The sequence below is a fragment of the Amycolatopsis sp. NPDC049253 genome, from assembly GCF_040678995.1.
Lineage (GTDB): Bacteria > Actinomycetota > Actinomycetes > Mycobacteriales > Pseudonocardiaceae > Amycolatopsis.
Genome location: NZ_JBFAQX010000005.1, coordinates 460,650 through 486,365, shown reverse-complemented (window position 1 = coordinate 486,365; position 25,716 = coordinate 460,650). Strand labels below are relative to the sequence as shown.

The window sequence follows — 25,716 nt, the reverse complement described above, 5'->3', positions numbered from 1 at the left end:
CAGGTCTCCGCAGCGTTCGCAGCGGCGCTCACGGAGTGACCGGACTCACCAGATCGGGTGGTCGCTGAACTTCTCCAGCGTTGTGACGGACGGGCGGACGTAGAACAGGCCCGCCGCGTAACCGAGCACGCCCAGGGCGAAGTTCGCGAAGGTGGCCAGCAGGTCCGTGGCGCCGAGGCGGTCGTGGTCGCTCCACAGGTCCACGAGCGCCGACGCGGTGAGGGCGAGCAGGCAGGTGACGACGGTCGCCGTGAAGCACGCGACCAGCGCCGTGCGCGCGGCTCGGGCGCGGGCGACCACGAGGTAGTCGCCCCGCAGGCAGCTGCGGCAGGCGAAGACGACGATGGCCGTCAGCACCACCGCGAGCGTCGGCAGCAGCAGGCCGATGACGCCGACGGGCGCGTCGGGGAGGCTGTGCCCGTGCAGCGGGCGGTTCACGAACGCGGTGAGACCGAACACGAATGCGGTGCCGACCAGCAGGGCGATGCCCGTGATCACGGAGCCGCTGCGCACGCGGCGGGCGAAGAGCGGGGGCAGCGGGGCGTAGTCCGTGGCTTCGCCGTAGTACTGCTTCATCCCGTCACCTCCTGCACCGACCTGCGTCCGAGCGCCGAATGAACGTGCAAATGCTCGTGAAGGTCACCTTAAGGGACGGTGGGTCTCTCAAGGTGACCTTCACGGCACTTGTCACCGACCTGTGCTAACGCGGTTAGGCCGGTGACAGGTGTTCACAGCTTCTCGGCGAGCAGGTTCGCGCACCGGATGAGGCCGATGTGCGAGTACGCCTGCGGGTGGTTGCCCAGCGAACGCTCGGCGATCGGGTCGTACTGCTCCGGCAGCAGGCCGGTGGGGCCCGCCGAGGCGACGATCTGCGTGAACAGCTCCTCGGCCTCGTTGCGGCGGCCGGTGATGAGGTACGCCTCGATCAGCCACGCGGCGCAGATGTGGAACCCGCCTTCGCCGCCGGGCAGGCCGTCGTCGCGGCGGTAGCGGTACACCGTGGAACCGCTGCGCAGCTCGGCCTCGATCGCGGTCACCGTGCGCTGGAAGCGCTCGTCGGCCGGGTCGATCAGGCCGGTGAGGCCCACGAAGAGCGACGCGGCGTCGAGGTCGGTGCCGTCGTACGCCGTGGTGAACGCCTGGACCTCGTCGTTCCAGCCGTGCTCCAGCACGTCGGCCTTGATCTGCTCCCGCAGCTCCGGCCACGCGGCCGGCACGTCGCGGCCGTACTCGTGGCCGAGCTTCACCGCGCGGTCGATCGTGACCCAGCACATCACCCGCGAGTACACCCGGTGGCGCGGCACGTGCCGCTCTTCCCAGATGCCGTGGTCCGGCTCGTTCCAGCGCCGCGTGACGGCCTCGGCCATCGCGCGCACCATCTGCCAGTCCTCGTCGCGCAGCTCGCCGCGCGCCTCGGCCAGGGTGACCACGAGCTCCACGACCGGGCCGAACACGTCGAGCTGCACCTGGTGGTTGGCCAGGTTGCCGACGCGCACGGGCCGCGAACCGGCGTACCCGGGCAGCGACTCGATCACGGCCTCGGCGCCGATCACGCTGCCGGCCAGCGTGTACAGCGGGTGCAGGCGCTCCGGACCGGCCAAAGTGGACAGCACGCCGTGCAGCCACTGCAGGTAGCCCTCGGCTTCCTCGTTGGACCCGAGGTGCACCAGCTCGCGCACGGTCATGGACGCGTCGCGGATCCAGCAGTAGCGGTAGTCCCAGTTGCGGACGCCGCCGATCTCCTCGGGCAGCGACGACGTGGCCGCCGCCAGCACACCACCGGTGTCGGTGTTGACCAGTCCGCGCAGCGTGAGCGCGGAGCGGCGCACCAGCTCGGCCTGCACCGTCGGCAGCTTGAGCTTGGCCGCCCAGTCGCTCCAGTACCGGCCCGCGCGGTCGCGGCGGTCTATTTCGGACAGTTCGTGGGGGCCGAGATCCGTGGTGCCGCAACGGAGTTCGAGCACCACCGGGTTGTCCGGCGTCGGCTGCACGAGCGCGGTCGCGGTGTCGTGCAGGCCGTCGGACGTGATGGTCCACTCCACGCCCGGCGAGCGGAGCACGAACGGTTCCGACGTGCCCAGCACGCGCAGCCCGTCGCCCTCGGCGACGAGCTTCACGGGCACCCCGCCGAACTCCGGCCGCGGCGCGAACAGCACGTCCGCCGCGGTCTCGCCCGAGATCACGCGCACGATGTCCGTGCGGTGCGAAGGGCTTTCCGGCTCGAGGTAGTCGGTCACGAGCAGGCGCGACCAGCGCGTCTCGACCGTCATCGTGTTCGGCAGGTAGCGCTGGCCCAGCGGCAGGCCGTTGCGGTGCGGCTTGATCGAGAAGGCTCCCGCACCGGGCCCACCGAGCAGGTCGGCGAACACGGCCGGCGCGTCGGGGCCCGGGTGGCACAGCCACGTGAGCTTCGCGTCCGGCGTCACGAGCGCGACGGAGCGCTCGTTGGCCAGCATCGACAGCCGCTCGATGGGCGGCGCCGACTCGCCGTAGAGCCAGTTCCGGCGTTCCTCCAAGAGGAACCCGAGCACCAGTGCGACGTCGACGGTGTCGGGCACGCGGTAGGTCGCGAGCGTCTCGCCCTCGCCCACCTTGATGCCCAGGTCCGGGCCCGACAGGCGCGCGAACGCCTTCTCGTCGGTCACGTCGTCGCCCAGGAAGATCGCGGCGGTGGCGCCCACCTGGTGGCGCAGGGTGTCGAGCGCGCGGCCCTTGTCCGTCTGGACGACCGCGAGCTCCACCACCTCCTTGCCGTCGGTGGTCGACACGCCTTCCCAGGTCGACGGGCCTTCGTGCACGTCGGCGAGCACGCGGCGACCGGCCTCGTGCTCGGCCCGGCGCACGTGCACCGCGATGCTCGCGGGCTTGACCTCGAGCGACACGCCCGGCACGTCGAGCACCAGGTTCTCCAGCTCCGCCTCGAGCCGGCGGTGCAGCGCACGCGCCTTGTCGTCGAGGGCGTGGATGAACCCGATGTCGAACTCGGAGCCGTGGCTGCCCACGAGGTTCACCTCGGCGGGCAGGCGCGACAGCGTCGCCAGGTCACGCAGCGCACGACCCGAGATGACCGCTGTGGTGGTCTCGTGCAGGCCGGCCAGAGATCTGAGTGCGCCGACGGACTCCGGCAGCGGCCGGGCCTCGTCGGGGTTGGCGGTGATGGGGGCCAACGTGCCGTCGTAGTCGCAGGCGACCAGCAGGCGCGGGGTACGGGCGATCTGCACGATCGCGCGCCGTAGCTCCGCAGGCAACGCCTCGGCGGTCAACACTCCTCCTCAGGAGGTCCAGCGCGGTACGGGGGAGGTCAGTCGACCGGCTCCGCACCCAGCGCCTGCAGGAACGAGCGCGCCCACCGGTCGACGTCGTGGGTGAGGACCTGGCGACGCATGGCGCGCATCCTGCGTCGGCCCTCGGCGGGGTCGAGCGTAATAGCAGCCACCAACGCGTTCTTCACCCCGTCCAGATCATGCGGGTTGACCAGGAATGCGCTGGTCAGTTCGGCGGCCGCGCCGGCGAACTCGCTGAGCACGAGTGCGCCACCGAGATCGTGGCGGCAGGCGACGTACTCCTTGCAGACGAGGTTCATCCCGTCGCGCAGCGGCGTCACCACCATCACGTCGGCCGCGGAGAAGAAAGCGGCCAGCTCGGTGCGGTTCACGGACTGGTGCAGGTAGTGCACGACCGGGTGACCGACTCGCGCGAACTCGCCGTTGATGCGGCCGACCATCTGCTCGATCTCACCGCGCATGCGCTGGTAGTGCTCCACGCGTTCGCGGCTCGGCGTGGCCAGCTGCACGAACGCGACGTCCTCGGGCTGCATGCGCTCCTCGTGCAGCAGCTCGTGCAGCGCCTGCAGCCGCAGGTCGATGCCCTTGGTGTAGTCGAGGCGGTCGACGCCGAGCATCACCGCCTTCGGGTTGCCGAGGTCTCGGCGGATCTGCTTGGCGCGCTCGATCACGCCCTTGCTGCGCGCGAGGCTGTCGAGGCCGGCGGCGTCGATCGAGATCGGGAACGCACCGACGCGCACGGTGCGGTCGCCGACCTGCACCATGCCGGGCCGGGACCGCACGCCGACGGCGCCGCGCGTCGGCTCGAGGCCGACGAGCTGGCGGGCCAGCCACAGGAAGTTCTGCGCGCCGCCTGGGCGGTGGAAGCCGATGAGGTCCGCGCCGATGAGCCCGCGCACGATCTCGGCGCGCCACGGCAGCTGCATGAACAGCTCGACGGGTGGGAACGGGATGTGCAGGAAGAAGCCGATGCGCAGGTCGGGCCGCAGCTCGCGCAGCATCGTGGGCACGAGCTGCAGCTGGTAGTCCTGGATCCACACCGTGGCGCCGTGGGCCGCGACCTGGGCGCTGGCCTCGGCGAAGCGGCGGTTGACCTTCACGTAGCTGTCCCACCACGCGCGGTCGAACACCGGCGGCGCGACGACGTCGTGGTAGAGCGGCCAGAGCGTGGCGTTGGAGAAGCCCTCGTAGTAGTCGCGGACCTCGGCGGAGGAGAGGGTGACGGGGTGCAGGACCAGGCCGTCGTCGTCGAACTCCTCGACGTCGACGTCCGGGACGCCGGGCCAGCCGACCCACGCGCCCTTGCGCGAGCGCAGGAACGGTTCGAGCGCGGAGACGAGCCCACCGGGGCTCGCCGTCCAGCGCTGGCCGCCGTCCGAAGTGCGCTCCAGGTCGACGGGCAGCCGGTTGGCCACCACGACGAAATCGGCGGACGGTGCGGTCTTCTGCTCGACAGTCACTACAGCTGCTCCCTCGTCATCCGCGGGTCGCGGCCCCAGTGAAACCCTATCGCGCGCCAGGTGACCGGCTGGTGATCAACCGGCTACTCCAGACGGCGCTCCGGCGGCTCCAGCGGTCCCGCCATCCGTGGTCCGGCGAGCTTGCGTTCGAGCCGCCCGAGCCGCATCCGGACGGGTTGCGCGAGGTATTCACCCAGGACAACGCCCGCTGCCAGCGCGAGCCCGATGGCGACGGCGGTCATCAGCGTCGAGATGTTGCCGCCGGGCTCGACCCCCAATTGGTATAGACCACGATAAGTGGACAGGCCGGGCAGCAGGGGAGTGATCCCGGACACGGCCACGACGAGGGGCGTGACACGCAGCCGCCGAGCCATCAGGCCGCCACAGAAGCCGACGAGCGTGGCCGCGATGGCCGACGAGCTCACGGCGTCGAACTGCGTGAGCATCAGCGAGCCGTACACGAGCGCTCCGATGGCGCCCGCCGCCGCGGCGACGAGCAGCGCGCGCAGCGTCGAGTAGGAGGCCAGGGCGAAGCACGCGGCCGCGCCGGCGCCCGTGATGACCACGATGGGCAGCTGCTGCGGGGTCGAGTTGATGACCTCCGGCAGCGGCGTGCTCGGCAGGCCGAGCATCACGGCGATCTTCAGGGCCAGCACCACGCCGGTGATCAGGCCCGCGGACATCAGCGCGGTCTCCATCGTGCGGCCGGCGGCCGTGACGTTGTAGCCGGTGATCGCGTCCTGGACCGCCGAGACGGTGGACAGCCCGGACAGCAGCACCGTGACGGCCGCGGCGACCACGAGTGTCGGGCGGTCCGTGGTGAGGACGTTGCTGCTCACGATCGCCATCGCCGACAGCGTCGCGACGAGCCCGCCGACGACTTGCTGGAAGAAGAACGGCAGGTGGTAGCGGTTGAGCAGCCGGCCGAGCCGGTCGACGACCGAGGAGATCACGAACGCCACCACGGCCACGTCGGGGCCGCCGCCGAGCAGCAGCGTGATGAACGCGGCCAGCCCGCCCCACGCGATGGTGGCGACCCAGCGTGGGTAGGGGTGCGGCGCCGCCGTGATGCGCTCCAGCTCCGTGTGCGCTTCCTCGGCGCCCATGTTGCCGCGGACGATCTTGCGCACCAGGATCTCGGCCTGCGTGAGCCGCGTGTAGTCGAGGCTGCGGCTTCGCACCACGCGCAACGCGGTGACCGGCGCCAGGTCCGTGCCGCGGTGGCAGGTGACGGTGATCGACGTGAAGATCACGTCGACCTCGCAGTGGGGCAGCCCGAGCGCGGCGGTGAGCGCGAGGATCGTGGCGGTGACGTCGGACGCGCCGGCGCCGCTGGCCATCTGCACCTCGCCGATGCGCAGTGTCAGGTCGAGGACGAAGTTGACTGTCGCGTCGTCGGGCGGCTGCGGGCCCAGTGCCTCATCGCTTTCGACGGCCGGCTGTTCAGCCGTCGGCGCCTCGAGGATGTGCCACGCGCGGCGCCGCAGGAGGTTCGGCCGGTGCCGCTGGTTCGAACGCGGCCGGGGAGGCTCCAGGATCGGCCACCGTCTGCGGTGAATCCCCTGGTCGGCGCGTTCGTTGATCTTCATGATCGATCCCACCTCCTCGTCCATCTGGCGTCGTTCTCCTCGACGTTCCCGGGGACCATCGGCCGACGCGTCCCGACCGTTGCACTGATCCGGAAGTGGTGTGCACCACGTCTGCTCCTGATCGTCTCGCAGGGTCGTCCAGGGCGCTCGTTTTCGGGGGTTGAGCTGGGGGGTTCGGGGTGGTCTGGGCAGGCTCGTGCCGGGGTGTTCCGGCCGGCGGGTGCCACGAGTGCGGAATTCCTGGGTGAAACCGGTTTCGAAAAGTGTTTTCCGGAATTCCGCTGAGTGAATCTCGAGTGCCGTTTTCTGGGCTCATCTACGCTGGTAGAACTGGTTTTGACCATCGGTAAATCGCGGTCGGTGTCACTCCGTATTTGCGCCGACTCGCGGCCAGGAATTGTTGATCTGTGCCGCTGATCACTCTTTGGTGCATTCTCATATTTCGTTTCGTAATGTGCCCGTGTTCTCGCAGTTACCTGCGATTTCGGTCCCCCGAGAAGGAGCCCTACCCCGACATGGCACTCCACCGATTCGAAGCTCGATCCGAAGCCGCGCCGTCCCGCAAGCGGCGCTTCGTCCGCGCCGCTCTGACGGCGACCGCCCTGGCCGCCGCGATGTCGGCCACCGCCGGCCCGGTCCTCGCGAGCACCGCGTCCGCCGCGACCGCGGCCCCGGCCGCCTCCGCGTCGGCCAGCGCTCGGGTTGGCGCCACCGCGCTGAGCCGCGCCCTGACTCAGCAGGGCAAGCCCTACGTCTGGGGCGCGGCCGGCCCGAACGCCTACGACTGCTCAGGCCTCGTCGTGTGGGCGTTCAAGCAGGCCGGCGTCGCGCTGCCGCACAGCTCGCGCCTGCAGTCCACGGCGGGCGCCCCCGTCTCGAAGGCCGCGCTGCAGCCCGGTGACCTGGTGTTCTTCTACACGCCCGTGAGCCACGTCGGCATCTACGCCGGCGGCGGAATGGTCCTGCACGCCAGCCGGCCCGGAGTCCCGGTGAAGCTGTCGCCGCTGTCCTCGATGCCGTTCCACAACGCCCGCCGCATCTGACGGGCCACGCGCTGCGGCACCCGGTCGCGCGGCTGTTCCCCCGCAGCCGCCTTCCGGGTGCCGCCGAGTGGTGGCAGGCCGATATACTTCTCCCGTCCTGGGCTGCTGCGCGGGGCGTCGGCCGGTATAGCTCAGCTGGTAGAGCATCTGTCTTGTAAACAGAAGGTCAGGGGTTCGAGCCCCCTTGCCGGCTCCGATCTTCTCCTCGCCCAAGCCTGTTTCAGTCCTCAATGGACTGAGATGCGGCTGTCCGGCGGGGAACGGTCCGCGGCCCGGCAGGGGAAACGGCCGCCATCATCGCGATGTAGTGGCCGTGTGGTTCGGCATGGTCCGTGACCACCGACGGTGAGCACAGTCGGGCGCGTGCCCGGGCATTTCGCGCGAGATCGCCGCGAGCGGCAGCCGGTTCGAACCTCGGATCCCGAGTGAGCGGTCGCGGCGCCGGGCGGGTGACTCATGTCGGACCGCCCACGTTCAGTGACCGGGCCTGGGATCGGCCGTGGCGAGAGCCGTCACGAGATCGGCGAGCACCGGCACATCAATCCGCGCGCGGTGAAGCACCACATCACGTCGATGGTGCGCCGGCGCGACGTGCACCGCCGCACCGAGCTGGTGCGACCGGCGTCGGAAGCTCCCTTGCCCGGGTGACGGTGTGCTGAACCGCGCCGAGCGGAGCTTGATCAAACTTGCTGGCAGGAAAGGCTATCGAGCCGGTCCGGCCGCCGCGCGTCAGGACGCGGCGGCCAGCCGGACGCGGCGGTCGCGGGCGTAGGACACGAGCTCGCGCACCTCGTCCGTCGTGATGATGCGCACGGCGTCGTCGAGGAGTTCGGCGGTGGCGACCTGCAGGGGCCAGCCCGCCAGCCCCGGGACGGGGACGTGCCAGAACCACTGGCCCTGCGTCAGATCCTCGGCGGCGACCTCGTCCACAGCGTCGCCCATCGTGTTCCCCACGGTGTTCCCCCCGGCGTTGTCGAGAGCGGAGTTTTCCTCGGAACTCATGGGGGAACCCTAGCGACGACCACCGACAAAAAGCCGTCCACCGTGGACGAGCGGCTGACCCGCGTTTTTGCGGCCGGGCGCGCGCTGGCCTAGGCTGCGCCGATCACCGGAAGAACAGGAATGGCGAGATGCCCCTGCTTGACTCCGGGTCGTACCGTGATGTCGACCTGCCGACGATCGTCCGCATGGAGCGGAGGCTGCCCTGGTTCGGGTGGCCGCACCTGCCGCTCGGCCTGCTGGTCTGCGTCGCCGCGATCCTGGCCGCGTACCGCGTGCCCGTGTCGTACCACACCACCACGGCGCTGGTCGCCGGCGGCGGCGTGCTCGGCGGCTTCTGCGGCTACGGCTGCGGCCTCGTGATGGTCAGCACGCCCGACCTCGTGAAGACCGGCCGCCTGCGCTGGCGCCGTGCCCGCGTGCTGCGGGGTCTGCTGTTCGCGCTGGGCGTGTTCTCCGCCGCGTCCCTGGTCGTCGTCGCGGTGTGTCACTTCGTGCTGCTGGCGGGGGCGTCGGGGCTGCACCCGTTCACGCTCTCACTGCAGGCCGGCGTGTACCTCGTGCTCGCGGTGGCCAACACGGTGCTCGCGGGGCTCGAGGCGCGAAGCCTGACCAAAGTCCTCAATGGAGTGTCCATCAAGGACGGTGAGCTCACCGCCGCCGCAGCAGGACTTCCTGCGTGACGGAGGCCACCAGCCGGCCGTCGGTGGTGTAGAACTCGCCGTGGGTGAGGCCGCGCTCGTTGGTGAAGCTGCGGCTCTCCATGTCGAACAGCAACCACTCGTCGGCGCGGAACGGGCGGTGGAACCACACGGCGTGGTCGAGTGAGGTCAGCTGCGCGCGCCCAGGCTCGTCGCGGTGGGGCAGCGCCGCGGTGCCCGCGAGGCGGATGTCGGAGATGTAGGTGAGCGCGCACACGTGCGCCAGCGGGTTGTCCGGCAGCCGGCCCTTCGCGCGCACCCAGATGCGTTGGCGCGGCCCGCTGCCGACGTCCGGCAGCCCCGCCGCCGGGTCGCTGATGAACCGCGCCTCGATCACCGAAAGCATGATCGGCAGCTCGTCCTCGTCGCGGACCTCGACGTCGTCAGGTGCCGGGACTTCGGGCATGCGCGCCTGGTGTTCGCTGCTGTCGGCCGGTTTCTGGAACGAGGCCGAAAGGCTGAAGATCGTCTCGCCGTTCTGGATCGCGGCCACGCGCCGGGTGGTGAACGAGCCGCCGTCGCGCGTGCGCTCCACCTCGTAGACGATCGGCAGATCCGTGCGACCGCCGCGGATGAAGTAGCCGTGCAGCGAGTGCACGTGCCGGTCCTCGGGCACGGTCGCGCCCGCCGCCGTGAGCGCCTGCGCCGCCACCTGCCCGCCGAACGCCCGTTGCGGCGAACCCTCGTGGCTGGTGCCGCGGAAGAGGTTGCGCTCGAGCGGTTCCAGCTTGAGGAGCTGGTCGATGCCGGGGTGCACGGGGTCGGTGATCACCCCGTCATCCTAAGGACCGCTCACTCGCCACGTGGGGTGAGCTGCGTCAACAACGGCAGCAGCGCGGCGGGGTCCGCCACGTGGGCGTTGTGCCCGAGGCCGGCCAACGTGACGGAGCCGGCAGCCAGCGCGCGCAGCTGCTCGGGCCGCGACATCGGGTCCTCGGCGCCGGCGGCGAGCACGACGGGGCACGTCGCTTCGGCCAGCAGTCGCGGCATGTCCGGCGCGCCCACGCCGAACGCGGCGGAGTCCAACGCCAGCCGCCAGCCGTCGGCGGTCTCCACCACGCCATCGGGATCGGCGGGCGCCAACCCGGTGAGCCCCGAAACCTTCAGATACGCGACCTCGGCGTCTTCCCGCGAGGCGAACCGCCGCGGCGGACGCGCGGCCATCGCGGCGGTGCGCTCCAGGTCCTCGGCACTCCACTCCACCTTGACGCCCAGCGCCAGCACTCCGGCCACGTCCAGGCCGTGCCGCCCGGATGCCAGCTCCAGCGCCACCACCCCACCGAGGGAATGACCCACGACGACCACCGGCCCGGCCTCGTCGAGCACCGCGGCCACCGCCTCCGCCAGCGCCGGGAACGAGTAGGCCGGCAACGGCGCCGAACCACCGTGACCGGGCAGGTCGGGCACGAGCAGGCGCCGGTCCAGCAGCTCGGCCAGCCCGTCCCACACCGTGCCGGTCGCGCCCAGCCCGTGGAGCAGCAGCACGGCCGGCTCGCCGGACCCGTCGGTGCGCAGCTTCAGCGTTTCCACCAGTCGGATCTTTCCCCAGGCAGGGGTTCCGGGGCTAGGGTCGAGACCGTGTCGAGTGCCCTGATCGCCGACCCGGACACCTACGTCGAAGGCGTGCCCTACGACGTCCTCGCGAAGCTGCGCCGCGAGACGCCGGTGACGCGGGTCGGTGACTTCTGGGCTGTGCTGCGCCACTCCGACGTGCGCGATGTGCTGCGCAACCCCGCCACGTTCTCGTCACAGCTCGGCGGCACGCAGATCCGGGACCCCGCGACGCCCGACGACCTCGGCTACGTGCGGCGCATGATGCTGAACATGGACCCGCCCGAGCACGGCCGGCTGCGCGGGCTGCTCACCAAGGCGTTCACCCCGCGCGCGATCGGCCGGCTCACCGAGCGCATCGAAGGCTGGGCCCACGACCTGGTCGCGGCCGTCGCGGACCGCGGCGAATGCGATTTCGCCAAGGACGTGGCCGCTGATCTGCCGCTGCTCACGCTCGCCGAGGTGTTCGGCGTGCCCGAGCAGGACCGGCGGCTGATGTTCGACTGGAGCAACCGCGTGATCGGCTTCCAGGACGCCGAATACGCGGTGAGCGCCACCGTCCGGCCGGAAGAGCTCACCGACCTCGCCCGCGCCGCCCTCGCCGTGCGGCCCGAACCGGGTCCGGACGGCTCGATGCCCGATCCGCGCACACGCGCCGGGATGCCGGACCTCTACGCGTACGCCAATGCCCTCGGCGAATACAAGCGCAGCCACCCGGGCGACGACGTGATGAGCAACCTCATGCAGCACGTCGACGACGAGGGCGGCCGCGTCTCGATCGCCGAGTTCGAGAACCTGTTCTGGCTGTTTTCCGTGGCGGGCAACGAAACCCTGCGCAACGGCCTGCCCGGCGGGCTCGCCGCGTTGCTCCGCCACCCGGAGCAGTACCGCAAGCTCCTCGACGACCGCTCGCTGCTCCCGGGCGCCGTCGAGGAGATGCTGCGCTGGTGGACGCCCGTCATGCACTTCCGCCGCACGGCCACCGAGGACACCCGGCTGTCCGATGTGGACATCAAGGCCGGCGACAAGGTCGTGGTCTGGTTCTCCTCGGCCAACCGCGACGAGACCGTGTTCGCCGACCCCGACGCGTTCGACGTCACCCGCGCGCCGGGCGAGCACCTGACCTTCGGCCACGGCCCGCACTTCTGCCTCGGCTCGCACCTGGCGCGCGTGCAGATGCGGGCGCTCTTCGAGGCCGTCCTGGAGCAGCTCGGCGAGGTCCGCCTCGCGGGCGAACCGCGGCGGCTGCGGTCGAACTTCCAGAACGGCCTCAAGAGCCTGCCCATTCAGTGGGGATGACCGCGGGTCACGACGAGCTTGGCGACTCCGGTCGAGGTGAACCCGAGGAAGACGAACGCCAGGATTCCATACTGCACCAGGGAATCCCTGGCGAACCCCGTGGACAGCTCCGCGATCAGCAGACCCAGCATCAGCAGACCGATCACGACGTACGCCCAGGCCGTGCCCCGCGTGCGGGGAAGCCACCGAAGTCCCATGTCTACCTGCCGGAGTTGAGGTCGCGGATCAGGTCCTGCACGGTCTGGCGCAGGTCCGAAAGCGCGTCACGCACCTCGGTCGTGACGCCCACGTGGTGGTCGACCGGCCCGGCCACGGGGTGCACCTCGTCCTCACCCGGCAGCGGCACGCCAGGGCACGTGGTCGAGGCGGGTCGCGAGTTCTTGGTGAGGAAGGTGTTCACGAGCCCGTCGACGCACGGGTTGCCGTTGATCGCGTACTCGCCGTGGAAGGGCGCGTCGTCCACGGAGATCAGCGGCACGCCGGCCGCGCGAGCCGCGGCGCGGCCTTGTTCGTAGCCGGTCTGCGGGTCGAATTCGCCCTGCACCACGAGGACGTGGCTCTTCACGGACGCCGGCAGGTTCGGCAACTCGTGCTGCGGCGCTTCCGACCAGTAGCCGCACGGCTCGCTGAGCCCGTAGGACCAGCCGTAGAGCGGGTCGGCGGGACCTTGCCGGTCGCTGAGGTTCTTGTACCAGGCCGCCGACCGCGTCGGCTGGTCACCGCAGGCCACGGCGTAGCGGGTGCCGCCCACCGGGGCGTAGTCGGGCGTCGCCGCGACGACCTTCGCCACCGTGAGGTCCGCGGCCGGCACGCCGAACGCGGTGCGCGACTCAGCGTCGAGGTCGGCCGCGAGATCCTTCGGCGGCGCCGGTGCGGTGCCGTCCAGCGCGGCCGCGCCCTGCGTGAAGATCAGCGCGCCCAGCAGCCACTGGAGTTTGCTGCCGTTGCCGACGAAAATGTGGTCGAAGTTGTCGGGCGACATGCCCTTCCCCGCGTAATACGCGCGCACCTGTTCGTACTTCTGCTTCACCGCTTCCGGCGTCTTGCCCAGCTGGTCTGGGAACTGGCGCGACAGCCACGGCACGTACACGTCGTCGAACTGGCGCTGGTCGACCTCGGGGAACGCCTCGAAGTCGGCCTGCAGCCGGCCCTCGAAGTTCACGCTGGAGTCGAGCACGATCTTGCCCGCGTGGTCGGGGAACATCGACGCGTACTTCGCGCCGAGCCAGGTGCCGTAGGAGTAACCGAGGTAGTTGAGCTGCTGATCGCCCAGCAGCGTGCGGATGAGGTCCATGTCGTGCGTGGTCTGCCACGTCGTGATGTACGGCGTGAGCGCGTCGCTCTGGCAGGCCTCGGCGATCGCCCGCGGCGTCGCCTGGTGGGCGGCGATGCTGGCGGCGGAGCGGTCACGGGCGTCGAGGGCCGTGGTGGGCAGCCGGCCGGTCGGCACTTCACACTGCAAACCCTTGTCGCTGCTGCCTTCCTGGCCGGTGCCGCGCGGGTCCATGCCGATGAAGTCGTAGCTCGCGCTCACGGACGGCTCCAGCCCCGCGAGCGAGCCGGCCAGCGAGGTGCCCTGGCCGCCGGGGCCGCCGGGGTTCACGAGGATCGCGCCCAGCCGGTCGCCGGTCGCCGCGACGCGGCTGATCGACACCTTGAGGTCGGTGCCCGCGGCCGGGTCGGCCCAGTCGCGTGGCACGGTGATTTCGGCACATTGTGCGGGTTTCGCCCCGGTGGCCGGTTTGAACGCGCAGTCGCCCCACGTGATTTTCTGGCTCGTGTAAGGCGCGAGCGGGTCGTCCGCCGCGCTCGCCACCGCCGGGACCGACGCGGCGGTGGCGGCCGCGACCACCGCCGAGACCAGTACTGCTCTGGGAGTTCGCACCGGGAAGTCCTTTCGTCCGTGATCCGCTTGCCGTCGAGTCTCGTGCGCGCGCGGACGCCGGCGATCAGTCTCGCGGACGAACTTCCGGTGCCGCCTCGGCCGTGCGAACGAGGCGGGCCAACGCGCGCGAGGCTGCCGCGGCGGGGAAACTGGGGTCATGACCATTCCCGCGCCCGGCCCCGGCGTGGTGGGCCGGCGGGTCGTGCAGCGCGTGCTCGACCAGCTGCTCGCCACCGTGCCCGTGGCGGTGGTCGCGGTGCTCGTCGTGCTCTACCTGCACCCGCCCGGCTCGCTGCTCACGTTCATCAAGGTCGTGGCGTTCACGACGTTCGGGATCTGGGCGCTCGCGAGTCTGTACCTCGAGATCTGGTGGCCGCACCGCCACCGCGGGCAGACGCCGGCGATGCGCTGGCTGCGGATCCGCGTGGTGCTGCCCGACGGCGGGCAGCCGCCGTTGCGCGCCTACGTGATCCGCGCGGTGCTGATGGTGGTCGACGGGTTCTGCTGGGGTCTCGCGGGTGTGGTGATCATGCTGGTCAGCCCACGCCGGCAACGCCTCGGTGACCTGGTCGCGGGGACCCTGGTCGTGCGCGTCCCAGCTTCAGCGGACGAGCCCGGTCTCCCAGGCCCAGATGGCGATCTCGGTGCGGTTGCGAGCCCGCAGCTTGCGCTGGGCGGCCGCGAGGTGAGTCTTCACGGTGGAGAGCGACAGGACGAGTGACTCGCAGATCTCGGCGTTGGTCTGGCCACCCGCCACGGCTTTCACCACGTCGAGCTCGCGGTTCGTGAGCGGACCGTCCGGTTCGGACCGTTCCTTGCTCGCGCTGCCGACGAAGTGGGCCAGCAGCCGTGTGGTGATGGCCGGCGAGACGAGCGCTTCGCCGTGCGCGGCCGCGTGCACGGCCTCGATCAGCAGTGTCGCGCCCGCGTCCTTCAAGAGAAAACCGCACGCGCCGGCGCGCAGGGCCGCGTGGACGTTCTCGTCGAGCCCGAAGGTCGTGACCATCACGACGTGCAGCGGATCGGCGACCTCGGGACCGGCCAGGAGTTTCGTGGCCTGCAGCCCGTCGATGCCGGGCATGCGGATGTCCATGAGCGTGACGTCGGGACGCAGCTGCCGCGCCAGCCGTACGGCGTCCTGACCGTCGGCGGCCTCGCCGACCACCTCGATGTCCGGCTCGCCTTCGAGGATCAGCCGGAAGCCGGTGCGGACCATCGCCTGGTCGTCGGCGATCAACACGGTCACCGGCACGGGTTCCTCCTGCTCAGGCTGTTTCGAGCGGTAGCCGCGCGGCCACCAGCCAGCGGTGCCCGGCCGCCGGGCCCGCGGAAACCGTACCGCCGACGGCGGTGACGCGTTCGGTCATGCCGATCAAGCCGTAGCCGCCGGGACGCGCGGGCTTGGCGGCGCCGTCGTTGCCGACCTCCACCACGAGGTCGCGCAGGTCGCGGCGCACGCTCACCCGCACCTCGGTGGCGCGTGGCGCGTGGCGGCGGACGTTGGTGAGGGCCTCGGTGATCAGCCGGTGGACGGTGGTCACGACCTCGGGTGTCGCGCTGAGGCCGCCGAGGTCGTCGGGCACGTCGAGGGTGACGGTGCCGTCGTCGGGCACCGCGCGGTCCACGGCCGAAGCGAGCCCGGACGGTGGACTGAACAAGTTCTCGCCATCGGTCCGCAGCGTGCCGACCAGCCGGCGCATCGACGCCAGCGCCTCCGCGCCCGCCTGCTCGATCTCGGCGAACGCGCTGGTGTCGCCGCCTTGCCGTTCGGTCACGCGATGCGCGGCCTGCACGCGCACGACGATGCCGGTGATCTGGTGCGCGACCAGGTCGTGCAGCTCGTGCGCGAGGTTCAGCCGTTCCGCCGCGCGCACCTCGACGGCTTCGGCGCGGGCGCGCGCGTCGGCGTCGCGCAGCAGCAGGCCGATCGCGAGCGCCGCACCCCACGCGACGGCCGCGGCGGCGGACAACAGCGCCGCGGGCGAGCCGATGCCGTAGCGGAACACCGGCGCCGCCACGGCCGCGATCCCGCCGAGGACGGACAACGTCGCGGCGGGCGGGCGTTGCAGCCGATGGCAGCAGGCGCCGACGACCAGCGCGATCGCGAGCGCCTCCGCGCCGCTGGGTTGCACCGGCAGCCGCTGGCCCAGCGCCGCGACGCCCGCCGTGACGGCCGTGCCGAGCAACGACAGGCACGACACCGCCGTCGCCACGAGCGCCACGTGGTCCGGGAATCGGCGCCGCAGCACGGCGAGCACTGCCACCACGGGCCCCAGCCCGGGTGCGAAGTCCACGGCGATCAGCGCGAGCGTGCCCTGCGCCGGCCCGGAGCGCGCGAACACCACGGCGTCGAGCACCACGAGTGCCCCGAGCGCCGCGATTTCGGCGACCAGGGCGATGCGCGGGCCCACGCGCTGGGTGGTCATGGTCCTGATCGTCTCGTGCCGGGGCGTGCTTCGCCTCCTGCGCGGGTGCGAAGTGCCTCGGCCGGGAGGCTGAGCCGGGTGTTCAGCCGAAGCTCACCAGCGACAGCCAGGTGTCGAGGAACGCCGTGTCGCCGGTGACCTTCGCGGTGGTGGCGGGCACGCGGGCGTAGACGATCAGCAGCAGGTCGGTCAGCGGTGCCTCGACGGTCACAGCCGGGGCCTCACCGGCGCCCGGGTGCCACGCGGGCAGGTCGCCGGTGAGGTCGACGGTCCACGACGCCGCGTGGTCCGTCGGCGCCAGGTGGATGGTGTGGCCGGGTCCCTGCAGCGCGCGGCGTTCGGGGAAGTAGTCGAACATCACCGGCAGGGAGCCGAGTTCGAGCCACTCGTCCAGGGTGTCGCGGGCGATGTCGCCGTCGAGCTGGAAGCTCCGCCCGAGGGCGAGCGTCACGTCGGCACGGTGCATCGCCGTCTCGTGCAGGAATCGGCGGGCGTAGAACGCGGCTCGCGGCGCTCCGGCGGGGACGGGGGTCCAGACCTCGGCGTCGGGCCCGGCTTCACGCAAGGTCGTCGCCAGGGCCTCGGCGCCGTCGGTGAGCCAGCTGCTCGGCCGGATTTCGTGGCCGGGGTTACGCAGGTAGTCGTCGGCGGGGGCCGCGGACGCGCGCGTGCGCACGATTGCCTCGGCGTACCGGTGCCCCGCGCCGACGTGGTTGAGCAGCCGGCCCAGGCTCCAGTCCGGGCACGCCGTGATCCGCGTGGCGAGGTCAGCGCCTTTCGCGGCGGCTCGCAGCAGCTCGGTCTGCGCCACGATCTCGGCGGCCCGGCGTTCGAAGTCCATGGTGGTCGTCCTTCCGGTTCGGCTCACCACGGAGTCGGAGCCGGTGCCCCCGACCGGACACGGTGGCTCAGGATTGCTCCGGAGCCGGGCCGAGGGCCACGGAGCGGGCGAGCGTCTCCAGCGGCGCGAGGGCGTCGAGGCGAGCCTGCAGCGTGGCGGACAACGCATCGAAGGCGTCGCTGCTCAGCGGGATCCGCAGCGGCGGGTGCTCCTGGGTGCTGAGGTCGTGGATCGCGCCGGCGACCTTGTCGGGGTCGCCCTGGTAGAGATCGAGGCCCGCCGTGCGGAAGTAGCCGCGCACGGCCGCGACCGCGCCCTCCTGGTAGGCCGGGTTTCCCTCGGGGAAGCTCGCCGCGTGGTGGAAGTCGGTGCGGATGGCACCCGGCTCGATGATGGTGACGCGGATGCCGAACTGGGCCACGTCCTGGGCGAGCGACTCGCTGAAGCCCTCCAGGCCCCACTTGACCGCGTTGTAGACGGTGTTGCCGGGGAAGGCCGTCTGGCCGCCCATGCTGGAGATCTGGAAGATGTGCCCGCCGCCGTGCTCGCGCAGGGCGGGCAGCACCGCGCGCGTGATCGCGATCGGCGCGTGCAGCATCGTGGTGAGCTGGCTCTGCACGAGCTCGGGGCTCTGGTCTTCGAGGGCACCGATCACGCCGAAGCCGGCGTTGTTCACGACCACGTCGAGCGGCCCGCGGGCCAGGACCCGGCCGAGGACCTCGTCGATGGCCGGGAGGTCGCTGACGTCGAGCTGTTCGACCTCGATCCGCGAGCCGTACTTCTGCTCGAGGTCGGCCACGCTCTCGGGCCGCCGGACCGCGGCGACGACCCGTTCGCCGCGGTCGAGCACGACCTCGGCCAGCGCCCGGCCCAGACCTCGGGAGGCGCCGGTGACGAACCAGCGACGGACAGCACTCATCTGCGACTCCAGGAACTCGCGCGGCGGGGAAGGCGAGCGCGAGGCTGGGAGGAAGGGGTTCGGCGCGGCACCGGCAGCGTGGCGGCGGAGGCTTTCGGGAACACGTTGTGTCCGTCGGCCTCGGGCTTTCCTTCCCGGGCTCGGCAAGCGGGCGACTGTGCTACTCACTCAGGCCGGGTCCGCGCCGAACGCGATGGACCGCGCGAGCTCTTCCCGCGGCTCGATCGCGCGCAGGCGTTCGCGCAACGCCGCCGTGACCGCGTGGAACGCGTCCCCGCCCAGCGGCATCCGCAGCGGCGGCCGGTCCTGGCGGCCGACGTCGTAGACGGCGCGGGCGACGGCAGCCGGATCCCCGGTGAACCCCTCCGGCCCGGCGTCGCGCACGAACGCCCGGAACTCGGCGAGGGCGCCGTGGCGGTACGCGGGGAGCTCCTCGGTGAAGCGCAACGCCTGGGCGAACCCGGCCCGGATCGACCCGCGCAGGAGGCCGGGGTGGGCGTCGGCACGCGCTACCGCCACTTCGCCGGCCGGGCCGCGCTGGTGGCGGCGGTGTACCTCGCCGATCCGGAGCGGTTGTGCGATTCGGTTCCGGTCTTGCTGCCGGCACGCGGCCCGGCCGGCGCGTCGCGCGAGGGGCTGGGCTCGTGCGTCGAGCACCGCGCACGAAACGGGGGTTGCCGGAGGCGTTGCGCCGGGCGGTCGGCGAGGACGGCGAGCGCCCGGTGGACACGTTGCTCGACTTCATGCTCGACAGCTACGCCGCGCGTCCTCAGGAAGTGACGCGGTAGGTCAGGTGCGTCATCGTCGGGGTGGTGACGGCGTCGGTGCGCTCCAGCGTCACGCGGTGGTCGGCGAGGGCGTCGAACAGGCGCACGCCGTCCCCGAACAGCAGAGGCACGAGGTGCAGGCGCAGCTCGTCGACGAGGCCGAGGCACAGGTACTGGCTGATCGCCGAGCCGCTCATGATGACGACATCGCGTTCGCCCGCGGCGTCTCGGGCTTGAGCCAGCGCGTTTTCCGGGCCGTCGGTGACGAAGGTGAACGTGGTCTTCCCGCGCTCCAGCGGGTCGGCCGCGCGGTGGGTGAGGACGAACGCCGGCCGCTCGAAGGCGCCGTCGGGGCCCCAGACGTCGATGCCCATGTCGAACGTGGTGCGCCCGAGCACGAAGGCGCCGGTGTCGGTGAAAAACTCGGCCATCACGTCGTGGTCGGTCTCGTTGCCGTCGGCCATCCACGTGTGCAGCAGCTCGCCGTCACGGCCGAGGCGGTTGTCGGTGTCCGTGCCCGGGCCGGCGACGACCCCGTCGAGCGACATGCTGATTTCCGCGACGACCTTCCCCATCGGACTACTCCTTCGTGGTCCAGGCATCGCCCCATTCCGCGTCGCGCGCGGCGCGGTAGCGGGGACCGTGGCGTTTGGACACGGTGACGCCGGAAGCGAGGCCATCCACCGTACACAGGTCGAGCTGCACGAAGCCCTTGTGCTTGCGCGGGTGCCGCAGGATTCGCGCGTCGGCGCGGTCGGCCGTGACGCCCGCCGGAGCCGCGACGACGTAGGAGAACTTCTCGTCCTCGAACCCCAGCGTGCCCGCTTTGATGCGCCGGTGCACGCCACTTCGCGGCAGGCGCGCGGCGAAGTGGCACCAGTCCTCGCCGGGTTTGACGGGGCATTCGCCGTCGTGCGGGCACGGCGCGAGCACCGTGTGGCCGAGGCCGCGCAGCACGTCGCGCGCCGCGCGGACGCGGGCGAACCCGGCGGGCGTGCCGGGCTCGATCAGCGCCACCGCACCACCCGACGCGGCGAGCCAGCGCACCACTTCGTCACGTGTGCGTTCCGGCAGCTCGCCCAGGACGTACGACAGCGTCACCAGGTCGGCCGCCGGCAGCGGCGACGCCGGATCGATCAGCCCGCGCTGCCACGTCGCCCCGCGGACCGCCGCGTCTTCGGCGCTCGCCGCGAGCTTGCGGCCCAGGGTGAGCGCGCCGGCGACCTGCTCGACGACCGTGCACTTCTCCAGCGTCGGCCACGCGCCGGCCGCGGCCCAGATCGCCGCGCCCGTGCCGCCGCCGATGTCGAGCTGCGTGCGCGGCGTGAACTCGGGGGCGGCCGCGGCCACTTCACCGAGCACCGAGCTGACCGCCGCGTACGTCGCCGGCATGCGGTAGCCCGCGTAGGCGGCGACGTCGAGCTCCGAGGTGAGGATCGGTGACGTCGCGGCTTCGCCGGAGCGGTAGCGCGAGCTGAGCTTGTCGACCGCCTGGGCGAGCCGGGATTCGGGGAAGCGGCCGAGCTCGTTGTCGAGGGCGGTTCGCAGGTCGTCGGGAAGGTGCGCCACGACGGAGAATTCTCCCACGCCCGATTTGTCCCCAGGTAGGTGCCTGACCTGCTAGTTTCGGCCGCGGGAAAAAAGTTCGGGGGCCCTGTCGATCCAGTGGCCGCCCGTTCGACGTAAGCGTGACGGCACAAACCACAGAGAGAGGATCTCCCGATGCGGTTCATGGTGATCATGAAGGCGAGCGAAGAGTCCGAGGCCAGCCAGCTGCCGACCACCGAGATGCTCGCAGAGATGGGGAAGTTCAACGAGGAGCTCGTGCGGGCGGGCGTGCTGCTCGCCGGTGAAGGCCTCACCTCGAGCGCCGACGGTGCGCGCGTGCGTTTCGCGGGCAACGCCGAGCCGACCGTGATCGACGGCCCGTTCGCCGAGACCAAGGAGCTCGTGGCCGGCTTCTGGATCCTGCAGGTGAAGTCGAAGGAAGAGGTCATCGAGTGGGTGAAGCGCGTGCCCAACACGGACGGCGCGCACCACGAGATCGAGATCCGGCGCATCGCCGAGGCCGAGGACTTCGGCGACAACCTGACGCCGGAGCTGCGCGAGGCCGAGGAGAAGCTGCGCGCGGAAGCGGCGAAGAACGCCTGATGCGCTTCCTCGTGATGGTCAAGGCCAACGCCGACTCCGAGGCCGGGGTCATGCCGAGCGCCGAGCTGATGGAGCAGATGGGGAAGTTCAACGAAGAGCTGGCGGCGTCGGGGCACCTCGTGCAGGCCGAGGGCCTCGCGCCCAGCTCGAAGGGCGCGCGGTTGGTCTACTTCGACGGCGAGCCGCAGCCGCAGGTGGTCGACGGGCCGTTCGCGGAGACGAAGGAGCTCGTGGCCGGGCTGTGGATCCTGCGCGGGGAGTCGGTGGCGGAGATCGTCGAGCTGCTCAAGCGCGCGCCCAACCCGGAGTTGCAGGCGGGGGTCGTCGAGATCAGGCCGCTCGTTCCGTGACGCCGCGCCCGCCCGAGGCTTGCTCTCGGGCGGGCCAGCCTGTCTGATGGGCCCGTGGAGACGCACGGTGCCGTGGAGGCGGTCTGGCGGATCGAGTCGGCGCGGGTGATCGCGGGCCTCGCGCGGATGGTGCGCGACGTCGGGCTCGCGGAGGAGCTCGCGCAGGACGCGCTGGTCGCCGCGCTGGAGCAGTGGCCGGAGACCGGCGTGCCGCGCAACCCCGGCGCCTGGCTGATGACCACGGCCAAACGCCGCGCCATCGACCAGTTCCGACGCAACGAGACGTTCGGGCGCAAGCTCGACGAGCTCGGCCGCGAGCAGCAGGTCTTCGAGCCGGACCTCGACGAGTTCGACGCGGTCCTCGACGAGGAACACATCGAGGACGACATCCTCCGGCTGGTCTTCACCGCCTGCCACCCGGTGCTGCCCACCCAGGCGCGCGTCGCCCTCACGCTGCGCATGCTCGGCGGGCTCACCACCGACGAGATCGCCCGTGCGTTCCTCGTCAAGGAATCCACTGTGGCGCAACGGATCGTGCGCGCGAAGAAATCGCTGGCCGACGCGAAGGTGCCCTTTGAGGTCCCCGTCGGCGAAGAGCGCATGGCCCGCCTTTCGTCCGTGCTGGAAGTCATCTACCTGATCTTCAACGAGGGTTACTCCGCCACCCGCGGCGACGACTGGCTGCGCCCCGCCCTGTGCGAAGACGCCCTGCGGCTGGCGCGCGTGCTCACGGGGCTCATGCCGACGGAGCCCGAGGTCCACGGGCTGACGGCACTGCTGGAGATCCAGGCCTCGCGGTCGGCCGCGCGGACCGGCCCGTCCGGGGAGCCGGTGTTGCTGCTGGAGCAGGATCGGGGTCGTTGGGACCAGTTGCTGATCCGTCGCGGGCTCGCGGCGCTGGCTCGTTCGGAGGAACTCGCCGAGGGTGCGTACGGGCCCTACTCGGCGCAAGCGGCGATCGCCGCGTGTCACGCCCGGGCGCGGGTGCCGGAGGAGACGGACTGGGCGCGGATCGCGGCGTTGTATGCCGGGCTTGCGCAGCTGACGCCTTCGCCGGTGATCGAGCTGAACCGGGCCGTGGCGGTGTCGATGGCCGAGGGGCCTGAGGCCGGTCTCGAGCTGGTGGACAAGCTGAAGGACGAGCCGGCGTTGAAGAACTACCACCTCCTGCCGAGTGTCCGGGGGGATTTCCTGGTCAAGCTGGGCCGGTTGGCCGAAGCGAAGGCCGAGTTCGAACGAGCGGCGGACATGACGGGCAACGCCCGGGAGCGCACGCTGTTGCTGGACCGCGCGGCGGCTTGTTGATCTGCGGTCTCACGCCTCCACGAACACGATCCGCTCCGGCGGCACGACGAGCTTCACCGTTTGACGCTTCACCTCCACCAGCGTGGCGAGCTCCGTCGAGTGTCCATCCGGGACGGTGAACAGCCGGTCGTCGCGGGTGTCGAGGAAGTGGGCGAAGCCGGCCAGTGAGACGCCGCCCGTCTCGTCCAGGGCGAGGTAATCGGCCAGCCGGCGGAAGAGCTTGGGCAAAAGCACGAGCTCGTCCTGCAACTGGGCTCGAGACCGGAGCCGGAAACCCGAAGTCGTCACATCCGAAGCCCACACCCCGCTGCCCGACGAGCGGGCCGACGACGCGGCGTCGGCAAGCGCCTGGCGGAGATCCACGTACAGCAGCGAGTAGAAGGTCGGGTAGGTGAGACCTTCGGAAACCAGCTGGAAGTTGACGGAGTTCTTCAGCGTCTTCGCGTCGAGGAACACGTCGCTGCCGTCCACCGAACGGCCGGGGCGCTGGCCCGGGAAGGCGAACGCGACCGCGCGCCCGTACTTGTCGGCGAAGCGCGTGAGGATGTGCCCCGCGACTTTCTCCGGCTTCGCCGCCGTGACGACGCCGTCTTCGTCCCTCGTCACGGACGTGAAACCCAGCAGCGACACGAGCCGGTCGGCCGCGGCGGTGCCGAGGGACGCCGGCTGGTGCAGCATTTCGCCGCCGCGCGGGCGGTAGTGGGTCTCCAGCGCGTCGATGGCGTCGAGGCGCAGCTGCATGCCGCCGCGGGAGTTGAGGCGGACCCGCAGCCCGGCGTTCTTCGTGGCGGCCGGGTCGTCGGGGTAGAACCGCACGGAGTCGCCGTCCGGTGCGGCACCGAGGAGCTGGAACGTGCCTTTGATCAGTGTCAGTGGCATGTGCACCACGGTAGGTCGCGCGGAGCCGGGTGTGTCCGGTTTTCATCCGGACAGCCCAGTCACCGCCCACAGTGGACGGTGACTGGTTGCCCGGAAACGCCGAAACCGGGTCAGGGGATCATGAAGCCGAGCACGGTCGCCTGCAGCAGTGAGATGACGCCGACCACGGCGGTGAGCGCGAGCGACCACAGGAACGTCTGGCGCAGCAGTGATCCTTCCTTGCCGCTCTGCCCGATCGCCGTCGCGCCGATCGACAGGTTCTGCGGCGAGATCATCTTGCCCATCACGCCGCCGGACGTGTTCGTGGCGCCCGCCAGCACCGGATTGAGGTGCAGCTGCTGCGCGGAGATCACTTGCATGGGACCGAAAAGGCTGTTGGTCGACGCGTCGGAGCCGGTCAGGAACACGCCGAGCCAGCCGATGTAGGCGGAGAAGATCGGGAACAGCACGCCGGTCGTGGCCAGCGCGAGGCCCAGCGTCTGCGTGGCGCCGGAGTAGTTCATCACGAACGCGATGGCGAGGATCATGAAGATCGTCGCGAGCGCCCAGCGCATCTGGTGCAACGTGTCGCGGTACGTCTGCACCAGTTGCTTCGGCCGTGCGCCCATCGCGAAGCCGGCGATCACCGTGGCGATGAGCGCGACCGTGCCGGGGGAGAACAGGAAGTCGACGGTGAACGTCGCCGCGTACGGCGTGTCCTTCGGCGTGATCGGGGCGTGCTGGATCACGTGGTTGTGCAGCCCCGGCCACGCGAACACCCAGTCGGCCTTGTGCAGCAGCTTCGTGAGGTCCAACCACACGGGCAGGTGCGCGAAGATCGTGCCGATGCGCGACAGGAAGATCGCGAGGATCAGGATGACGTACGGCGTCCACGCGTAGAGCGCACCGCGTTCGGACTTCGCCGCGCCCAGGCTCGTCGACTTGACGGGTTCCTCGCCCGCGAAGCGCCACACGGTCTTCGGCTGCCAGAACCGCGTGAGCACGTACAGCGCGGCCATCGCGGCCAGGGCGGCGAGCACGTCGACGAGGCTCGCGCTGATGTAGTTCGACGCCGCGAACTGCATGAGCGCGAACGCCAGCCCGGCCGTGACGACGGCGGGCCAGACCTCCAGCATCTTCTTCCAGCCGGCCAGCACGACGATCAGGAACGCCGGGATGATCACCGCCAGGAACGGCACCTGCCGCCCCACCATCGAGGAGAACGCGGCCGTCGCCTCCTCCGGCTTGAGGTGCATGATCGGCCCGGTGAGGCGGCCGAGCACGATCAGCGGGTTGCCGAGCCCGCCGAACGCCACCGGCGCGGTGTTCGCCAGCAGCGCCAGCACCACGGCCTTCACCGGCGGGAACCCGAGCGCCGCCATCATCGCCGCCGTGATCGCGATCGGCGACCCACCGCCCGCGACTCCCTCCAGCAACGCCCCGAAGCTGAACGCGATCAGCAACGCCTGCAGCCGCCGATCCTCACTGAACCCGGCGAGCACACGCTTGATGCCGTCGAAGCGGCCCGTGGTCACCGTGACGTTGTGGAAGTACACGGCGTGGAACGCGATCCACGCCACCGACCACACGCCGAAGACCACACCCATCACCGCCGAGTCGAGCGCGAGCCCCGCCGGCATCCGGTAGAGCAGCAGCGCCACCCCGAGCGCCGTCACGAGCGCCAGCGCCGCCGACAGGTGCGCCGACAGCTTCACGACGCCCAACGCCACCAGCAACACGATGATCGGCAGCGCGGCGAGCAGCGCGGACACCCACAGCCCGCCCGCCGGTTGGTAATCCTGGATCCAGGTCACGCGTCAGCCCCTTCGCTGATCCGTCCGGCCCTCCCGACGGCGGCGGTTCCGGGAGACCCACGGGTTTCGTTTTCCTACCGGCCACGGCGGACGCCGAGCCGGCCTACGCTGGCGGCGGGTGTTCTCGGCTGCGGCTGGCGCCGAGCCTGGGGTGGGTGGATTGGTCGGGTTGTCTGCGGCGAGGTGCGCCGGGCTTTGTCGGCTGTGGCGGCGCCGGGCCTTGTGGGCTGCGGCCGCGCCGGCCGGAGGCCGGTGGGCTCTGGCGAGGCCGAGCCGGGGTTGGCGGGTTCACCGGACGCGGTGGCGGCCGGGCGGGTGCGGTTCGGCTGCGGTGGCGGCCGCGTCGGGGGTGGGTCGGGCCGGCCTGTGGCCGGCCGCAGGGAGCCGAGAACTCGGATGCGGCTGGCGGATGCCCGGTTCGGTGAGGCGGTCGGCCGAGGCTGAAACCAGAGCGGGAGTCGCAGCCCGGACTCG

At 71.2% G+C, this 25,716-nt stretch carries 27 protein-coding genes and 1 tRNA gene; 10 read left to right on the top strand and 18 right to left on the bottom strand.

Annotation, left to right across the window (positions count from 1 at the left end):
- Window positions 1-45: 45 nt before the first annotated feature.
- The 4 genes from AB0K15_RS15630 to AB0K15_RS15615 all read right to left on the bottom strand — a co-directional run bounded on the left by AB0K15_RS15630 (window position 46) and on the right by AB0K15_RS15615 (window position 6,333).
- Window positions 46-576 carry a hypothetical protein gene (locus tag AB0K15_RS15630; RefSeq protein WP_364049866.1) on the bottom strand — a complete coding sequence of 177 codons (531 nt, stop codon included), beginning with the start codon at window positions 574-576 and terminating at the stop codon, window positions 46-48.
- A 152-nt stretch (window positions 577-728) separates the two neighbouring features.
- Window positions 729-3,263, bottom strand: a complete 2,535-nt coding sequence (otsB, locus tag AB0K15_RS15625; protein WP_364049864.1) for a trehalose-phosphatase — start codon at window positions 3,261-3,263, stop codon at window positions 729-731.
- A gap of 38 nt (window positions 3,264-3,301) precedes the next feature.
- A complete protein-coding gene (locus AB0K15_RS15620; RefSeq protein WP_364049862.1) occupies window positions 3,302-4,744 on the bottom strand; it encodes a trehalose-6-phosphate synthase in 1,443 nt (480 codons plus the stop codon).
- A gap of 83 nt (window positions 4,745-4,827) precedes the next feature.
- The gene (locus AB0K15_RS15615) at window positions 4,828-6,333 is read right to left on the bottom strand and encodes a threonine/serine exporter family protein (RefSeq protein WP_364049967.1); all 1,506 of its coding nucleotides are present in this window, start codon (window positions 6,331-6,333) and stop codon (window positions 4,828-4,830) included.
- A 515-nt stretch (window positions 6,334-6,848) separates the two neighbouring features.
- Here AB0K15_RS15615 and AB0K15_RS15610 point away from each other — a divergent pair.
- From AB0K15_RS15610 to AB0K15_RS15600, 3 genes are all read left to right on the top strand, one after another.
- Window positions 6,849-7,376, top strand: coding sequence for an NlpC/P60 family protein (locus AB0K15_RS15610; protein ID WP_364049860.1), 528 nt, complete (start codon window positions 6,849-6,851; stop codon window positions 7,374-7,376).
- Window positions 7,377-7,496: 120 nt separating this feature from the next.
- Window positions 7,497-7,569: transfer RNA gene (locus AB0K15_RS15605), tRNA-Thr, on the top strand.
- A 263-nt stretch (window positions 7,570-7,832) separates the two neighbouring features.
- Window positions 7,833-8,024, top strand: a complete 192-nt coding sequence (locus AB0K15_RS15600) for a LuxR C-terminal-related transcriptional regulator (RefSeq protein ID WP_364049858.1) — start codon at window positions 7,833-7,835, stop codon at window positions 8,022-8,024.
- 81 nt (window positions 8,025-8,105) lie between these two features.
- On the opposite strand, the gene AB0K15_RS15595 is transcribed toward AB0K15_RS15600, so the two are convergent.
- Window positions 8,106-8,378 carry a hypothetical protein gene (locus AB0K15_RS15595; RefSeq protein WP_364049856.1) on the bottom strand — a complete coding sequence of 91 codons (273 nt, stop codon included), beginning with the start codon at window positions 8,376-8,378 and terminating at the stop codon, window positions 8,106-8,108.
- 128 nt (window positions 8,379-8,506) lie between these two features.
- On the opposite strand from AB0K15_RS15595, the gene AB0K15_RS15590 reads away from it, so the two are divergent.
- Window positions 8,507-9,058 carry a hypothetical protein gene (locus AB0K15_RS15590; protein ID WP_364049854.1) on the top strand — a complete coding sequence of 184 codons (552 nt, stop codon included), beginning with the start codon at window positions 8,507-8,509 and terminating at the stop codon, window positions 9,056-9,058.
- On the opposite strand, the gene AB0K15_RS15585 is transcribed toward AB0K15_RS15590, so the two are convergent.
- Window positions 9,027-9,848, bottom strand: a complete 822-nt coding sequence (locus tag AB0K15_RS15585) for an acyl-CoA thioesterase II (protein ID WP_364049852.1) — start codon at window positions 9,846-9,848, stop codon at window positions 9,027-9,029. The two genes, AB0K15_RS15590 and AB0K15_RS15585, sit on opposite strands and share 32 nt — an antisense overlap.
- 20 nt (window positions 9,849-9,868) lie before the next feature.
- On the bottom strand, window positions 9,869-10,606 hold the full coding sequence (locus tag AB0K15_RS15580; RefSeq protein WP_364049850.1) for an alpha/beta hydrolase: 738 nt from the start codon (window positions 10,604-10,606) through the stop codon (window positions 9,869-9,871).
- Window positions 10,607-10,654: 48 nt separating this feature from the next.
- Here AB0K15_RS15580 and AB0K15_RS15575 point away from each other — a divergent pair, with 48 nt between their 5' ends.
- A complete protein-coding gene (locus tag AB0K15_RS15575; protein ID WP_364049847.1) occupies window positions 10,655-11,926 on the top strand; it encodes a cytochrome P450 in 1,272 nt (423 codons plus the stop codon).
- On the opposite strand, the gene AB0K15_RS15570 is transcribed toward AB0K15_RS15575, so the two are convergent.
- The gene (locus AB0K15_RS15570; RefSeq protein WP_364049845.1) at window positions 11,914-12,123 is read right to left on the bottom strand and encodes a hypothetical protein; all 210 of its coding nucleotides are present in this window, start codon (window positions 12,121-12,123) and stop codon (window positions 11,914-11,916) included. The genes AB0K15_RS15575 and AB0K15_RS15570 overlap by 13 nt on opposite strands.
- 2 nt (window positions 12,124-12,125) lie before the next feature.
- Window positions 12,126-13,811: an alpha/beta fold hydrolase gene (locus AB0K15_RS15565; RefSeq protein ID WP_364049843.1), complete on the bottom strand. Its 1,686-nt coding sequence runs from the start codon at window positions 13,809-13,811 to the stop codon at window positions 12,126-12,128.
- Between the two features lie 157 nt (window positions 13,812-13,968).
- On the opposite strand from AB0K15_RS15565, the gene AB0K15_RS15560 reads away from it, so the two are divergent.
- The gene (locus tag AB0K15_RS15560; RefSeq protein WP_364049841.1) at window positions 13,969-14,532 is read left to right on the top strand and encodes an RDD family protein; all 564 of its coding nucleotides are present in this window, start codon (window positions 13,969-13,971) and stop codon (window positions 14,530-14,532) included.
- Here the strand turns inward: AB0K15_RS15560 and AB0K15_RS15555 are convergent.
- From AB0K15_RS15555 to AB0K15_RS15535, 5 genes are all read right to left on the bottom strand, one after another.
- The gene (locus AB0K15_RS15555) at window positions 14,413-15,063 is read right to left on the bottom strand and encodes a response regulator transcription factor (protein WP_364049839.1); all 651 of its coding nucleotides are present in this window, start codon (window positions 15,061-15,063) and stop codon (window positions 14,413-14,415) included. The two genes, AB0K15_RS15560 and AB0K15_RS15555, sit on opposite strands and share 120 nt — an antisense overlap.
- Window positions 15,064-15,076: 13 nt before the next feature.
- Window positions 15,077-16,237 (bottom strand): histidine kinase, encoded by a 1,161-nt coding sequence (locus tag AB0K15_RS15550; RefSeq protein ID WP_364049837.1) that lies wholly within the window; start codon window positions 16,235-16,237, stop codon window positions 15,077-15,079.
- An 82-nt stretch (window positions 16,238-16,319) separates the two neighbouring features.
- Entirely contained in the window at window positions 16,320-17,078 is a 759-nt protein-coding gene (locus AB0K15_RS15545; protein ID WP_364049835.1) for a maleylpyruvate isomerase family mycothiol-dependent enzyme, read from the bottom strand.
- A gap of 67 nt (window positions 17,079-17,145) precedes the next feature.
- A complete protein-coding gene (locus AB0K15_RS15540) occupies window positions 17,146-17,997 on the bottom strand; it encodes an SDR family NAD(P)-dependent oxidoreductase (protein WP_364049833.1) in 852 nt (283 codons plus the stop codon).
- A gap of 168 nt (window positions 17,998-18,165) precedes the next feature.
- Window positions 18,166-18,516, bottom strand: coding sequence for a hypothetical protein (locus AB0K15_RS15535; protein ID WP_364049831.1), 351 nt, complete (start codon window positions 18,514-18,516; stop codon window positions 18,166-18,168).
- A 125-nt stretch (window positions 18,517-18,641) separates the two neighbouring features.
- On the opposite strand from AB0K15_RS15535, the gene AB0K15_RS15530 reads away from it, so the two are divergent.
- A complete protein-coding gene (locus AB0K15_RS15530; protein WP_364049829.1) occupies window positions 18,642-18,785 on the top strand; it encodes a hypothetical protein in 144 nt (47 codons plus the stop codon).
- Here AB0K15_RS15530 and AB0K15_RS15525 read toward each other — a convergent pair.
- Both AB0K15_RS15525 and AB0K15_RS15520 read right to left on the bottom strand, forming a co-directional pair.
- The gene (locus tag AB0K15_RS15525) at window positions 18,767-19,339 is read right to left on the bottom strand and encodes a dihydrofolate reductase family protein (protein WP_364049827.1); all 573 of its coding nucleotides are present in this window, start codon (window positions 19,337-19,339) and stop codon (window positions 18,767-18,769) included. The genes AB0K15_RS15530 and AB0K15_RS15525 overlap by 19 nt on opposite strands.
- Before the next feature lie 4 nt (window positions 19,340-19,343).
- The gene (locus AB0K15_RS15520; protein WP_364049825.1) at window positions 19,344-20,351 is read right to left on the bottom strand and encodes a small ribosomal subunit Rsm22 family protein; all 1,008 of its coding nucleotides are present in this window, start codon (window positions 20,349-20,351) and stop codon (window positions 19,344-19,346) included.
- Between the two features lie 135 nt (window positions 20,352-20,486).
- On the opposite strand from AB0K15_RS15520, the gene AB0K15_RS15515 reads away from it, so the two are divergent.
- From AB0K15_RS15515 to AB0K15_RS15505, 3 genes are read left to right on the top strand one after another with little or no spacing between them, the layout of a single operon-like run.
- Entirely contained in the window at window positions 20,487-20,915 is a 429-nt protein-coding gene (locus tag AB0K15_RS15515) for a YciI family protein (RefSeq protein WP_364049823.1), read from the top strand.
- On the top strand, window positions 20,915-21,265 hold the full coding sequence (locus AB0K15_RS15510) for a YciI family protein (RefSeq protein WP_364049821.1): 351 nt from the start codon (window positions 20,915-20,917) through the stop codon (window positions 21,263-21,265). Before AB0K15_RS15515 ends, AB0K15_RS15510 begins: the two co-directional genes overlap by 1 nt.
- Before the next feature lie 54 nt (window positions 21,266-21,319).
- On the top strand, window positions 21,320-22,570 hold the full coding sequence (locus AB0K15_RS15505; RefSeq protein ID WP_364049819.1) for an RNA polymerase sigma factor: 1,251 nt from the start codon (window positions 21,320-21,322) through the stop codon (window positions 22,568-22,570).
- Between the two features lie 9 nt (window positions 22,571-22,579).
- Here AB0K15_RS15505 and AB0K15_RS15500 read toward each other — a convergent pair whose 3' ends face one another.
- Window positions 22,580-23,449 (bottom strand): nuclease, encoded by an 870-nt coding sequence (locus AB0K15_RS15500; RefSeq protein WP_364049817.1) that lies wholly within the window; start codon window positions 23,447-23,449, stop codon window positions 22,580-22,582.
- A gap of 110 nt (window positions 23,450-23,559) precedes the next feature.
- Complete coding sequence (locus AB0K15_RS15495; RefSeq protein WP_364049815.1) at window positions 23,560-25,242, bottom strand: L-lactate permease; 1,683 nt, start codon at window positions 25,240-25,242, stop codon at window positions 23,560-23,562.
- Window positions 25,243-25,716 lie beyond the last annotated feature (474 nt).